Annotated in this window: 7 protein-coding genes; all 7 read right to left on the bottom strand. The window is 45.5% G+C overall.

All coding sequences use genetic code 11. The annotated features are described in order from the left end of the window. Positions 1-6 precede the first annotated feature (6 nt). Positions 7-906, bottom strand: coding sequence for an aldo/keto reductase (locus tag MJB10_RS04555; protein ID WP_314802135.1), 900 nt, complete (start codon positions 904-906; stop codon positions 7-9). A gap of 53 nt (positions 907-959) precedes the next feature. Then, positions 960-1,928, bottom strand: coding sequence for a glycoside hydrolase family protein (locus MJB10_RS04550; RefSeq protein ID WP_314802134.1), 969 nt, complete (start codon positions 1,926-1,928; stop codon positions 960-962). Positions 1,929-2,196: 268 nt separating this feature from the next. Beyond that, a complete protein-coding gene (locus tag MJB10_RS04545) occupies positions 2,197-5,157 on the bottom strand; it encodes a discoidin domain-containing protein (protein WP_314802132.1) in 2,961 nt (986 codons plus the stop codon). Between the two features lie 184 nt (positions 5,158-5,341). Beyond that, on the bottom strand, positions 5,342-11,521 hold the full coding sequence (locus MJB10_RS04540; protein WP_314802130.1) for a cadherin-like beta sandwich domain-containing protein: 6,180 nt from the start codon (positions 11,519-11,521) through the stop codon (positions 5,342-5,344). A 92-nt stretch (positions 11,522-11,613) separates the two neighbouring features. Next, positions 11,614-13,134, bottom strand: a complete 1,521-nt coding sequence (locus MJB10_RS04535; protein ID WP_314802129.1) for an ABC transporter substrate-binding protein — start codon at positions 13,132-13,134, stop codon at positions 11,614-11,616. A gap of 109 nt (positions 13,135-13,243) precedes the next feature. Then, positions 13,244-14,062, bottom strand: coding sequence for a carbohydrate ABC transporter permease (locus tag MJB10_RS04530; protein WP_314805472.1), 819 nt, complete (start codon positions 14,060-14,062; stop codon positions 13,244-13,246). Positions 14,063-14,155: 93 nt separating this feature from the next. Then, a complete protein-coding gene (locus MJB10_RS04525; protein ID WP_314802127.1) occupies positions 14,156-15,127 on the bottom strand; it encodes an ABC transporter permease in 972 nt (323 codons plus the stop codon). Positions 15,128-15,218: the final 91 nt, after the last annotated feature.

Below are 15,218 nucleotides of genomic sequence, written 5' to 3'. Positions count from 1 at the left end.
CCATTCCTATGTGAACAACGGATCTTTATCAAATAGTTCATATATTTTCCGCATATCGTGTGTGTCTAAAGCTTTCCCATCGCAATAGGCTGCATTCATCTGCAGAACCTCTGGGGAATCGGCTCCAGTTAATGTAACATGTATATCGGGGTTGCCTAGACTAAAACGCATGCCTGGTTCAATGAGCCCCCCATTATCCCCTTGGCGCAAAAAAGCAATCTGTTCCATACGGCTTTGAGCTTTGTTCTTTATTTCCTCATTAAGAAACGGCGCTGGCTTATCTGCCAGAAGGCCTAAGCCAAGTACACTTCCGTTAATGACACCGATGTCCAATTGTTTAGCTAGCGGAATAACCTCATCTTTAGCCGTATGATCAATTAGCATATATCGCGTATAGAATTGAATCGTATCAAACATGCCCGTTTGCATATATCTCTTCAAGAGAGGTAGATTCCGCGTCGTAACGCCGATATACCTAATTTTTCCTTCTTCCTGCAGCTTCAGCAGTGCTGGTAAAGCTTCCTGCATGACCCCATCGTAGGATTGCGATTCCACATCATGCAGCTGAATCAGATCAATCCAATCTGTCTGCAGCAGCCTGAGGCTCGTTTCTACAGATTGATAAATAACCTCATACGTGTAGATTTCATCGGACTTAGCAGCTTTTGTAGCTAGAATGACGCCATTTCTTCGCCCTCTGAGTGCTTGACCAATCCTTCTCTCGGATTCTCCATTCCCGTACTTGGGCGCGGTATCAATAAAATTAATACCCGTATCCAACGCGCCATGAATCATATGCTGTATTTCCCTTGTATCTGTCTTGCCAAAGTCACCTGCAAGTGGGGCACCTCCTAGTCCTAACCGAGATACCTGTAATCCAGTTCTGCCTAATACGTTATACTTCATCTACGTCACCTCTATGTCATGATCTATCCCTAACAAATCTTACATAAATCTATTTAATCTTGACGAAGCGGGATAACCATGTTCCAAGTATCCGAAGCATCAAGAAAACTGTTTGTGCCATCTGACGCAGCAAAGAACAGATGTGTGGGGCGATTTTCTTGAAAGAGAAGAAAAGGACGATCCATGTTTCCTAAAAGGGTTACTGTTCCATCATCCCAACGAACGGTTCTAGAATATGCTTGTCGACCTTCCCGAGCCGTCCAATGACGCCCATCCATGGAGGATGCCTGCATTCCGCCATATTTTTCACCACATATATGCCCAGTCATATCCTTAGCGATCAGTTCGTATCCACCGCTCGTACGCCAAATAAATGGATCTTCAATAATCATGGTTTCCGGAAACAACGCTTCATCCGCCACTGGCAGATAGGGTCCCAAATAATTGGCAGCTTTTGCTGCTCCTATCGTCATGTGCCCAGGCCCATTCCCGATATATTGACGTGCTTTATAGATCAATAGGACTGAACCATTCTGATCGATGCAGGGAGCTGGATTAGAGGTCAAATAACTATCAAAATGTCCTGGCCTTGTGGGAAGAACAGGATTGTCCATTCGCTTCCACGGACCAAAGATACTTCTTGAAACCGCTATGCCAACCCTTTTGTTGGCATGGCCTACTTTGTATCTGGAATCTTGCAGCGTTAATACCTCACCAGGTGCAACATCCGAAAAGGGATGAGTGGATCCCATATAATACAAAATATAGGTGTCTTCATATTTTACGATATGAGGATTATGCGTTGCCCGCCCGTCCCAGTACTGGGCACCTCTCGTGGGCAAAACAACCTCCTGAAATGTATAAGGACCTTCAGGGGTATCTGATACAGCCCTTACCACCTCCGAAGCTGCCAACCACCCTGGATGCATCGGAAGATATTTAGGCCACCGCGATGCAAACATGTGGAATCGTCCATCCTCCCCTTTTACCACGGAACCGCACCACACCCAATAACCTTCCATCCTAAAGCCTCCACCTTTGGGTGCTGGCAGCATACGTTCCATTAAGGGGATACATTCATCTTCCATACAAATCATCACCATTCTTCTTTTTCTTTATTAAACCAAGTCAAAAGCAAAGGGAACACTGCCAGTCAGCAGGTTCCCTTGCAATTTACGCATAAATGAGCTATCAATTTAAGAACTTTCTGTCATATCTATTCATTGACTATCATCCAACATGGTTAAGCCGACCAGAGTTAAAGCATACCTTTCTTATGAACCAATTATATTATTGCTCAAAAACAATCAGTTCTTGCATGGTAGGTTCAGCGCTCGCCGATGTGATATAGAGTCTTAAGTGACTTGCTGTAACTGGCGTAAACGCTACAAATTTGTTCGTGCCAATGGTCGTGCCGCTAGTTCCAGAGATATCAGTAAACGTAATTCCATTAGTAGAATATTGTAGTTTATAGGCGGTTACACGGGTATATCCGCTCGGCTCTTGAATCAAAACATGGCCGAAGGTCTTCTGGCTGCCAAAATCCACCGTGAGGTATTGATTATTGACTTGGCCGCTTGCCGCACTCCAACGCGTGAAAGATTTGCCGTCTGTAGCTCTGAATGCATAAAAGGTATTACTGCTGTTCCATTCCGAGCTCGCTGTAGTCGTTTTGTTTAATGCCAGGTTCGGCACATTGTAAACCTCAAATTCCCAAACCGTCGGGCCATTCGAACCCGTCACGCCTGTAATATTCAATCTTACCTTGTTCGAGGTTACCGGAGAAAAGGTGTCGGATTGCGTAGCCGCTGGAGATCCACCGGTGTAGACAGTGACCCAACTGGTGCTCGTGCTGTCCCAGTACTGGATTTGATACGCATTGATTCGATTTCCATAAGCTTGAGCTTCTTTCAGAATCGTTCGATTGAAGGTGGTGCTATAGCCAAAATCGATTTCCAGCCATGCTGAGGTCACCCCATTATCCGTCGCCCATCTGGTTGTTCCATTCATGTCAATCGCCTTTTGCCCGTTATAAGTTGCGTTATTCTGGTAGTAGTTGCTCACGCTAACGGTTTTATTGTAGGCCAGATTGGACGTTGTTGTAACCGTAGCGGGGATGTTGCTGTCCGCCGAAACATTGCCCGCAGCATCGATGGCTTTAATTCTGTAGCTGTAGTTCGTGCCTCCGATTAAATTCACATCGCTGTAAGAAGTACCTGAAGCGGTAGCAACATATTGACCGTTATGAAAAATCATGTATCCTGCTACACCCACATTGTCCGTTGAAGCGGTCCAAGTCAGATCCACCCGGCTGCTGTTAAACGTAGTTGCTGTCAGGTTAGTTGGCGCTATAGGTGCCTGTGTTTCTTGAGAGACGAAAACATAGATCGTGGAAGTCCTTGTCACAGAGCCCTTCGTAACCGATACCGTTACTTTCGCCTTGCCCGCATTATTGGCTGTAATGAGACCGCTGCTATTGATGCTAATGACATTCGAACCGGATAGATCCACGGGTGTTCCGTATGTGATGTTCGATGAAGAGATCGAAGCCACATAGCCGCTTACCGTTCTGCCGTACATATTTAACTGCACTGTATTCGTCGGAGTCAGCCGAACTACGGAATCATTGCTCGCACTGCCGACCGGCTCCGCCCATACCTGCGATAGCGTGTCGTTGGCATTGGCATAGGTGAAATCGCTTCTCAGTCCCATGCTTCTTGTATTTACATTGCCAATGCCTAAGGCTAATGCAAGTGAATCATAACGCAGTCTGTAATCTTTATTGGGCGATGCGTTGGATAGATAAGGGTCCATCTCAAACGAGTTTGTTCCGCCCTGCTTCCAGCGATAAAAGAGATTGTTATTCACATTGAAGTTAGCGCCTAAGGTCGCTGTTCCGTCCACGACGATCGGATTAGAGTCATTATAGATGCTGTTTTCGTTAATCAATATATTATCCGTAATATCTACGTTTTGCGATGTATTGTATTTCGTATAGAATAACGAGAAATTGGACAAACTATTGCTTTGCAGATTGGAAGATACAATAACAATGTTATTGTTCAGTGTAGAGTTTTGCAGCCCTGGATAATTAAAAACAGTATTATTTTCGATGGCATCAAAAATATTATGATGAACCGAATGACCGGATACGGCCTGACTGGAATTAAAAGATGAGATCGGATAAATCCCATTTTTGAAATAGTTGTTATAAATTTGCATATTGTCCGCGCCAGCCTCGATGGCATACGTATATTTGGAACCGCTTACATGATCGGCAATAAACTGATTGTTAAATACTTTAGCCGTCACCGTAGGTACTCCGTTTGAATAAGTAGCATGCGGAATGGATAGCGAGTCGTTAAACAAGTTATTGTAAATTTGTACATTTGATAAATTTGATTTCCATAGCTCGATGGTAATGCCCGATTGATTGTCTCCCCATGCCCCGTCTTGCCTGACATTAATGTCTAGATTGTAAAAATTAACGTTCGTTAGCATCACAGGCGTGGAGTTGTTGCTGGAGGTCCAACCATACTTGTACGTATCGATCCCATCTCCGCCGCGTGTATCGCGAATAATCATATCATGCAGGGAGGAATCGGATATATCACCTAATTTAATGCTGCCTGAGCTGCCAATTGAATCCGCCAGACCGCTATCTGTCAATTTGGCATTATAAACCGTGGAATAAGTTAAAGCGGAAGCATAGATACCCGTGTAATCAAAATTACTGATTTCAACATCACGAATGGTAACATTACTTCCATTGTGAACCATAATTCCCGCATGCGCTCTGGTTGGAGTTGAATTGATTAACCCATCCAGTTTAAAATCGCTGATGATAATATTGGAGGAATTGATAGCGCGAATAAGAAACTTATTCTGATCCCAATTCCAGGGGCTTCCTTGAAAATTATGCGTGATCGTTGATTTAATCGTGGTTTGCCCGACACCGGCGCCTACTAAATTGACACCCGCATTCAGATTACATACCGATGATTCAGTAAACGTGCCTGCCAGAACGTGGATTGTATTAATTGTGGTTCCGTTGCTCGCTGGAACACGACTACATGCATTAGCCAGCGTTAGCCACGGACTGCCTGATAATCCGCTGGTACCTGGTGAATCGGATCCCGTAGTGGACACATAATAATCAACAGTTGCAGCATCTGCCTGTTTAGGCATTAAGATAACACCTGCTAGTAAGCAAAAGAACGCGATGACCATAAAAGACTTCATTTTACTCATCATTATCATTCTCCTCTCAAATTTGTAAACGCCTTCATTTTTTTGGTATCAAAATTTCTTATTGATCCCTCGATCCTTTATACACCTCCATTTTATTGCGTCTGATTTATAGTGAATAAGCGGGGCTGCTTATTTTCCCTTTGCAGCCACGCTTATTTAACTATTGTAAGCTTTGATCTTAATCTTAAAGAGGAACCGTTACCGTTTTAGTCACTGTCGTACTATTGCCGGCATAGTCTGTCGCGATATACACGATCGTGTATATCCGTCCATTGCCTGAACCCGATCTTTCCGCGCGCAGGCTGAAGATGGTATCATTCGTATTCAACGCCGCATTTTGAATATCGTTCGCTGTATCTCCATCGTCGGTACCATTATCCGGTTCATTGCTGGTAATGGAACTCAGCACAACGGAAGCAATGCCGGTACCGGAATCGTTTGCCGTTATACTCGCATGAACGGTGACCATTTTGTGATTTTTTTGATTGATCACCGACGGATCGAGAATAACGGTTAATACAGGGGCAACCTTATCGATATTGGCTACGGTGGCTACCGCTGATCCGGTGTTGCCTGCCGCATCGACAAACGTAAAGGTAAAGCTGCCGTTGTCCGTGAAGGTATGGCTTGTTGATCCGCCATTGTTTGTGACCTTAACGGGTTTGTTTGGCGTAATCGTTGCGATCACATTTTGGTTCGTTGGACTGGTTGTACTGTAAGCAACCGTTGCCGTCAGAGGAACCTTATCGATGTTCGCCACAGTTGCTACCACTGTTCCGGCGTTGCCTGCCGCATCCACAAACGTAAAGGTGAAGCTGCCGTTGTCCGTGAAGACATAGCTGGCCAAGCCGCCATTGTTCGTAATCGTTACCGTTTCAGTTGGCGTGATTGTCGCTGTGACATCCTGATTCGTTGGATCGGTTGTGCTGTAAACGACCGTTGCCATCGGAGTAACCTTATCGATGTTGACGACAGTCGCTATCGCTGTTCCGGTGTTGCCTGCCGCATCCACAAACACAAAGGTGAAGCTGCCGTTGTCGCTGAAGACAAAGCTGGTCGATCCGCCATTGTTTGTCAACGTAACGGATTCGCTTGGTGTGATGGTTGCCGTTACAGATTGGTTTGTTGGACTAGTGTTGCTGTACGCAATGGTCGCTGTCGGCACGACTTTATCAATGTTGGCGACAGTCGCTACCGCTGTTCCAGTGTTGCCTGCCGCATCCACAAACTCAAACGTAAAGCTGCCATTATCGGTGAAGGTGTGGCTTGTGAGTCCGCCATTGTTGGTCACTGTGATCGGTTGGCTGGCTGTGATCGTCGCTGTGACATCTTGATTTGTTGGATCGGTTGTACTGTATGCAACCGTTGCCGTAGGCGCGATTCGGCCAATGTTCGCAACCGTTGCTTCTACCGTACCCGTGTTGCCTGCCGCATCCACAAACTCAAAGGTGAAGCTGGCGTTTTCCGTAAAGGTATAGGTGTTCGATCCGCCATTGTTAGTGATCGTCACCGGTTCACTTGGCGTAATCGTTGCCGTAACATCCTGATTCGTCGGCTCGGTTGTGCTGTAGGTAACAGTCGCTGTCGGCGCAATGAGATCGGTCACCTGGATATACAGGGAGGACGTCTTCGTTCCGCTAATCGGATCCACGTAGGTCGCTGTAACTTTAGCCAAACCTTGAGCTAACAAGGTCACAACGCCTTGGCTATTCACCGATACCACACCGTTGCCCGTCAAATCCTGAGCCGTATAGCTAACCGCGTTGCTCGCTATGCTCTTGTACGTACCGCCGCTAGTTCTTGCGTTGATAGTCAAGGCAATTGTTGTTTCCGTATTCCCGGAAAGGGTTGGCGCAACAAGCTCCTCACCCGTTTTGCTGACATAAACTCTATCAATCGGTTGTGTTGGTTGAGCGTAGAAGAAATCTTTAGGCAAACCAAAGGATTCCGTATTGATGTCATGGAAACCAAGGGCATACGCCGGCGAGTCCGGAGCCAAACGGAAATCGCTGTACGACAGCTTCGGATCGGCAGAGACCGCATTCGTGCCGTAAGGAGTCCAGTTGTCAAACAGGTTGCTTTTCACGATAAAATTAGTGCCCGTGCTGGCAACAACAACGCCATTCTTAACTCCAAGTTCCACAAAGCTCTCGGGTGCCTTCGGAGAATCGTTAATGAACAGATTTTTCTCAATGGTTACATTATCGCTTACATTATTTCCTAAATACATGAAGATGACCTTGCTCGTTTGGAGAGAGTTCGTCAAACGGAACACATTGTTGGAAATAGTCGTGTTTTCCAATCCGTTTGCGTAACCAATGAAGCGAATACCATCAATGCCGTCGAAGATATTTTCATGAAGATAAAGTCCGGTTTCCTTGCCCGCGAAGCTGGCAATCGGATAATATCCGTTGCTGAAATAGTTATGATCGATTTCAAGCTTCTCCATCGAAACCTCGATTGCATACGTATAACCATTAGCACCCGCTGGTTCGGCTATAAATTGATTATGATGGACACGAATGCTCTTGCTTGCCTTATGCTGAGTGGATATCAACGAAACCGAATCGGCGAACCGGCTGTTGTAGATCTCCACATCCTCCGTAACCGCGCCTGGCATTTCGAGGTCAATGTTAGGCTGGCCTACACTCCAAAGTCCCTTTTGTCTTAAATCGATATCCAGGTTATATAATTTGACGCGAGTCAAGTAAGTCAAGAGCGAATCCGGAATAAATTGAGTGCCGCCTTCATTAAACGTATCGCTCCTTGCGGCTTTCAGCCCATACGTTCCTCTTGTTTCCCGGATCTTCACATCGTGGATCGATCCGTCCGTCATATTCCCGAACATCAGATTGCCAAGTACTGCGGCTGTATTGCCAAATGCGGTGTCATAAACTTCGGCATTGTAAATGCTCGAGTTGACCGAATTTTCCAGCCATATGCCATTGTAAGAGAAATTCTGCACTTTAACGTCATGAATCTGGAAGTTCGATACCGTATTGATAAAGATACCGCCATGCGCATAATCGGTAGAGCCAATCAAGCCATCCAAGGTAAACCCGCTGATCGAAGCGTCATGCAGATTACGGCCTTGGATCGCGTACTTTGTGACATCTCCTTGCTTATACGACGTGACCGCTTTGATCAGACTCGCTTTAATGATGGTTTGATCCACACCGGCCCCGACCAGATTGGTTTGCTGCGGCAGGTTGATCGCCGCTACATCAAAGACGCCTGCGGTCAAGTGAATCGTTGCCCCTCTGCCCGGCGCAACCTCCTGAACGGCTTTCGCCAAGGTCCGGAAAGGGCTGCCGATACTGCCATTCTGGCTATCATCACCGGTTGGAGATACATAGACATCCATTAACAACGGTCTGCGGTTAATGTTCAAGGTATAGGTCTTGCTTCCGCCCTCTTGACCGGCAATCGCGAACACCACGGAATTCGTTGTGCTGGCATCAAATGTCTTCACCGTCCCGCTCGTCCAGGTTTGGCCGTTAATGCTGAGCGAGGCAGCAAGAGGATCCTTGACGATAGGCTTCAGATCAAAGGAAGCCGCATCATTAAAGATATCCAATTGATAGGTTGTCACATTGCTGTCAAAGGCGGGACGCAGCACCGACTTTTCATCGAGAACGATATTCGATAAATCTGCGTTTGTGTACGCATTGCGATTGAATTCAATCCAATCTACGTTGGCAACGCCAAAGTCAGCCCCTTTAAAGATCAGATACAAGGTATGCGTGCCGCTCGTGAAAGGATCGAGCTGCAGTGTCTTCGTTTTATAGGTGGTATAATTTGTTGTTGTCTCAGTGCCGTTAATCGTTAACGTTGTCAGCTTGGTGCCCCCGACTACGCCCGTGCGCACACCGCCATAGCTCTCTACCGTACTGTCCAGCCACACCTCGATTGAAACGCCTGTCGATGGAGTGGCATATCGGAAAGTCAAATCCGTAAAGCCGGGGCTTAAATTGACATTGTCGAAGCGGGCCCAGTCATTGTTGTTCGTGCCGCCAATCGCTCCGTTGACCAAATCCGCCACAACACCGGATTGGTTAGCGCCTGATGTTGAAGCGCTGGCGCCGCCGGTAGCTTGGAAGCTTTCTCCCTCTAGTCTAAGCACTTTCCCTGTATTTTGAATATTGACGGTATAGGTTTTGGTTGTTGAGTCACTGGCCAAAGTTTCAATGGTGACCAGATTGTTTCCGCGAATCAATGAAATGGATCTTGCTGTACCGCTGACCTGTGTCGTTCCATTGATCTTCAGCGTTGCCGAGTCAGGAAAAGGAAGCGTTGCAGTCAAATCAACTTCGGTTAATCCTGCGGTAGCCGCCGTATAGGCATACACATCTTTGCTGAAGGCTGGCGATAACGTCGCGCCGCTGCCAAGCTGAATATTCTGCAAATCTGAAATTACATAACTGATGGTTTTAAACTTATATTTATCCACGTTGGCCAGACCGAAGGCACTGCCATTATTGACATCCCCAAAACGCACATAAAGCGTATGGGTGCCGCTGACTCCTTGATTGAGACGAATGGTATGGAGGGCAAACGATGTCCCCACATTGGGATCAGCAACGGCAACTCCATTCAATCTTGCGATCAAGGTACCTCCCGAAAGCGTCGTTCCGCTTTCAGTAGCGTCTATCAAAAAGTCTACTCTTGTATTGGTTTTAATGATATTGGCATACAGATCAATATCCGTATAATTGGTCAAGTCTACATTGTTATAACGAATCCAATCGTTAGAATCCGCATAACCAACATACGAGCCATTGACCGTTTGGATGCCGTTTTGGCTGACGTAAGCTTCGGCCTCTAAGGTTGTTGGCGCGAAGCTGGCCCTTGTAACGACGAAGGAATAGGTTTTTACCGCGCCGCTCTCAGCGGTCACCGTCACGCTCAAACTGTTCGTTTGGTTTACATTGAGCAGGTACGGCGTATTGTCCGCTGTACTAACACCATTGATTTTCAAAGTCGCGAACCCAGTATCCATCACCTGAGGCGTAATGGTAACCTGGGACGTATTGCCATAGACACTTAATTCATAGCTCGTTATGCCAGACTGGAAGGAAGGCGAGAGGTCGCCTGTGCTTAAAGTTACCTGCTTCAAATCGGCATTAGCGGAAATTTGCGGTCGGGTAAATGTATATTTATCTACATTGGCGATACCGTTCAAATTGCTACCGCTGGTACTCCCGAACTTCACATAAAGCCGATGGGTGCCTGTAACCAATTGCGACAAATGGATGACGCGAGACGCGTACGGGTCTGCGACATTCGGATCTGCTGTTGTCACGCCTGACAAAGAGCCAATCAGCGTGCCTCCCGAGATGCTCGTACCATTCTCCACCGCATCGATAATAAAATCAATTTTGGCGTTTGTTTTCAAGACATTGGCATACAGGGTAACGTCGGTGTACCCTGTCAAATCGACATTGTCATAACGCAGCCAATCATTCAAATCGGTATAGCCAACTCCCGTATTGCTGGCAATCGTTTGTGTGCCATATTGGCTATTAAAGGCTTCAGCCTGAATTACTTTGGGAACCAGACTTTGCTTCTGAATGGCAAACGTATACGTCTTAGTCGTCCCGTTCTCGGCCGTAACCGTGATCGTAAAACTGCCAGGTTGACTTACATCAAGGGGATAGGGTGTGTTATCCGTCTGATTTACGCCATTAATTGCCAATGTCGCAAACCCGGTATCCATGACTTGCGGCGTCAGCGTAACCTGCGTCGTATTGCCATATACAATGAGGCTATAGCTGGTAACACTGGATTGGAAGGCTGGTGAAAGATCGCCTGAACTTAATGTCAGTTGTTTAAGATCAGCGTTGCTGGATACTGACGGCCGTGTAAATTGAAACTTGTCTACATTAGCTAGTCCATTGGTGATGCCGTTGCTCGTGTCACCGAATCGAACATAAAGGCGATGAGAGCCGCTGACCAGCTGATTAAGCTGGATGGTACGAGACGCAAATGTAACCGAGTTATTCGGATCGGCAGTCGCAACGCCAGCCAAGGATCCGATCAAGGTTCCTCCTGAAATACTCGTGCCGTTCTCAACCGAATCAATCAAAAAATCAAGCTTGGCATTGGTTTTTAATATATTCGCATAGATGGTAAGATCGGTAAAGCCCGTCAAATCAACATTGTCGTAACGCATCCAATCGTTTGAATCCGTATAGCCAATCGAATTGCCGCCGATGATCTGTATGCCGTTTTGTTTAGCAAACGATTCGGCCTCAACAACTTTAGGAGCAAAATCGGCAAATACAGGAGATGGCATAAAGCCTACTAGAAAACTAATCAGCATAAGAAAAATCACTGCCTGAGAAATCATTCGTTTCCGAAACATCAATTATTCTCCCTTCAGTCGATAAAGTAAGCGCTATCATATTAGTTTAAAGCAATTCCCGCTTCTGGGTGAAGGAAGCGGGAAACCAACCTCTACTTCTTCGCAGCTGCCCATGCATCCAATTGCTTCTGCACTTCAGCAATCACACGCTCAGAGCCTGCCCTCTTCAATTTTTCGAGGAACTCCGGCAAATATTTGTCTGGATCAACAGCACCGGTATAAAGACCTGGCAAGTACTCATCCGTTACCGAAGAGATGTTGGCGACCTCAGCGTTGACAGGATCCGATACAAAGGCAAATCCATTTGTCTTAAGGCGTGACGCTGATTCATTCTCTTTCTTCGTTTGAACGTAAACATTCGGATCTTTGCCTTCCAGCACAAAGCCATTAAAGACGTTTCCGAATACCCAATCAGCATTCGTGTTATAACCACTTTCCTTACCCAGTGTTTTTATCACTTCGCCGTTTTTGGTATAGTGTTTGCCTTCCAAACCATAAACAATCGTATTATACAACTGCTTATCTGTATTAATTAGATTTAGTAACATAACGGCACGTTCCGGATTTTTGGACGTTTTACTCACTGCGTTCAGTGTCGTCGTAATCGTCGCTGTTGTAACGAATGGCTTCGTTAACGGGATGGTGATCATTTCTGTTCCGTCAGCCTTCGATGCTTCGGCTTCACCACCTGGTTTCAGCACATTATGGAAAAATACCCCATACTTAGCCTTGTCCTGATCTGGAAGTTTGGTCAATGTTGCTGCATCTTTAATGAAGTACCCTTTTTGATTCCAACTGCGCATGGTGTTGAGATACTGCTTGAACTCAGGTGTTTCGTACATATTGTAAACCTTTAAATTAGTTTCATTCGTACGTATGACACCGAAGTTGCCAGCACCGTTTTGGGCAGATTCCAGCCCGTACGAATAACGAACATTACCGAAATTGGAGCCATTCTTGAAGATCCCCATAGGGATGATAGTAGGCTCGTTCTCTTTAATTTTGGCAAGGAATGGCTCAATATCTTCGAATTTTTTAATGCTGTTAACATCAAGTTGGTACTTATCAACCAGCTTCTTCTGAACGATGAAGCCCTCTTTATTCGTAACCGTTTGGTAGTTAGGTATACCATAAATCTTACCGCCAACCTTTGTCGCATCCCATACAAAATCAGGCATGCTTTTCTTCACATCTGGCGCATATTTCCCAATCAATTCATCTAGCGGCTGAAATGCACCCTTGTTCGTATTTTGGAAATAGTCGAAGTTCCAGTTTGATGTCCAGGCAATATCGAAGTTTTCATTAGCTGCAACAATGGTATTCATCTTTTGCGTGTATTGGCCAATTTCAACCGGCTTCAATTTAACTGTAGCATGAATTTTCTCTTTGGTAATTTTATTAACTGCATCCTCCACCACTTGCTGATCAGCTTGTGGACCGAAAGAAGGATAATACCAGCTTAATTCAACATCCTTTAGTTCCTGTTTCGCTTGAGCGGACGGCGAGCTGCTTGGTGTTGCTGATGGCGATTTATCACCGCATGCTGTTAACCCTAATACGCCAGTTAGAGCTAGAAACGCTAAGCTTTTTCTTGTCCATTTGCCATTGTTCATTGTTTGTTGACCTCCCTAATGGTTGACTACATCATAACTTAGAATTACGATCATGCAAATTCTTTCATCGGATTCCACATCACCCCCTTTAAACAGTCCACTAAATCCACTACCCCTTTAACGAGCCAACGGTAAGTCCTTTGACAAAATAACGTTGGAAAAACGGGAATACGATGGTCATCGGACCCGCAACAAGCACCGCCATGGCCATTCGTGCGGACAGCTTCGGGAACAGATCCATTGGGATGTCCACCTGGCTGGCGAAATAAGGATTGGTCGTTAAATAATCAATCGTACTCATCATCCTTACAAGCAGCAGCTGGAGAGGAACCAATTTCTCATTATCGATGTATAATAAACCTCCGAACCATTCGTTCCAATAGCCAAAAGAAATCATAAGACCCAACGTTGCAAGCGCCGGTTTCGCTAGAGGAATCACCATAGTAAAGAAAATCCGGTATTCATTCGCTCCATCAATCTTGGCTGATTCATAAATCTCAACAGGGGTTTTCATGAGGAAGCCTCTCATGACCATGACATAAAAGGGACTGAGCAATCCCGGGATGATTAGCACCCAAATCGTATCCTTCATATGGAGGTACTGCGTAATGAGGATATAACCTGGAACCAATCCACCACTGAACAACATCGTAAAGAAAATATAAAACGTAGTGATCCGGTTATACCGATAGTCACGTCTAGAAATCGAATACGCTGTCATGCTAACGAACAATAGACCAAGTACAGTTCCAACAACCGTAACGAAGATCGTAACCCCATAAGCCCGCAATAAAATAAGCGGAGCCTCCAAAATATACCGATAAGCCTCCAAGCTGAATACCTGCGGAATTAACCGATACCCGCCATTGACAATACTGGATTCCGCGGTAAGTGAAATCGACACGACCAAGAGGAAGGGAATGACCATCGCTGCCGAAATGACTATAAAAATCAGATTAATGCTCAAACTGAAGAAGGGGACTTGACGTTTTTTCAAAGTTGTTTGCACGCTGTTGCCCTCCTACCATAATGAATTTTCGGAATTGAATTTTTTGACAATAACGTTTGCCGTAAGCACAAAGATGAATCCTACGACTGACTGATACAGACCAACTGCTGTAGACATACCTATATCTCCCACGACTTTAAGTGAACGATACACATACGTGTCGATGACATCTGTTACCGGGTATAGAAAGCTCGAATCGTTCGGAATGAAGTAAAACAACCCGAAATCTGCGCGGAATATGCCGCCTATGGAAATGATCAACAAAATAATGATAAGTGGCATAAGAAGCGGAATCGTAATGCCAGTTACCATCCGAATTCTGGATGCTCCGTCCATTTTGGCAGCTTCGTAATATTCCTGATCGATCCCGATGATACCGGCATAGTAAACTAAAGTCGCAAAGCCGATTCCCTTCCACAAATTTACGACCACAATGATAGTTGGCCATGCTTTTGCCGCTTCGTACCATTTCACCGGTTCCGTACCAAACAAGGCTAAGATATGGTTCAAATATCCGTTCGAATGATCTAGAAATCCAAGTGTGATATAGCTCACAACAACCCAAGATAGGAAATAAGGAAGAAATAAGGCCGTCTGATATACCTTCACCCACCTTTTTCCTACTTCGTTCAATAAAACTGCAAGTGTGAGTGCACTCACCGTTGTGATCAGAATGAAACCACAGTTATACAATATGGTGTTTCGTGTTACTCGGAATGCATTATCAGATGTCAAGAAAAACTCAAAATTTTTGAATCCAATCCAATCACTTCCCCAGATGCCCTTATCAAACCTAAAACGCTTAAAGGCAAGGACCAGTCCGAACATCGGGAGATATAAGAAAATAAGTTTGTGCAGAACACCGGGTAAGGCCAGTAGGAACAATTCAGAATTCTTCTTAAAATGTTTCCACTCTCTCGCAAACCAGTTTTTCTTCGCTGCTTTACTCCCCATCGTCTGCGGTCTGATTACCGCTTTGTCCATCTCTTTTCACCTCGTATTGACTATGTTTGTTTGTCTTGGGACTATCATTGCACGGCCTGAAACCTCCTGTATACTTTCAAAAATGGGCATT

Source organism: Paenibacillus sp. MBLB1832, from assembly GCF_032271945.1.
Lineage (GTDB): Bacteria > Bacillota > Bacilli > Paenibacillales > NBRC-103111 > Paenibacillus_E > Paenibacillus_E roseopurpureus.
This window is presented reverse-complemented; position numbering and strand designations above follow the sequence as displayed.

Coding starts and splice junctions, on each gene's coding strand:
- MJB10_RS04555 (WP_314802135.1), bottom strand. CDS start 906: ATGAAGTATAACGTATTAGGCAGAACTGGATTACAGGTATCTCGGTTA.
- MJB10_RS04550 (WP_314802134.1), bottom strand. CDS start 1,928: ATGGAAGGTTATTGGGTGTGGTGCGGTTCCGTGGTAAAAGGGGAGGAT.
- MJB10_RS04540 (WP_314802130.1), bottom strand. CDS start 11,521: ATGTTTCGGAAACGAATGATTTCTCAGGCAGTGATTTTTCTTATGCTG.
- MJB10_RS04535 (WP_314802129.1), bottom strand. CDS start 13,134: ATGAACAATGGCAAATGGACAAGAAAAAGCTTAGCGTTTCTAGCTCTA.
- MJB10_RS04525 (WP_314802127.1), bottom strand. CDS start 15,127: ATGGACAAAGCGGTAATCAGACCGCAGACGATGGGGAGTAAAGCAGCG.
- MJB10_RS04545 (WP_314802132.1), bottom strand. CDS start 5,157: ATGAGTAAAATGAAGTCTTTTATGGTCATCGCGTTCTTTTGCTTACTA.
- MJB10_RS04530 (WP_314805472.1), bottom strand. CDS start 14,062: ATGGTCATTCCCTTCCTCTTGGTCGTGTCGATTTCACTTACCGCGGAA.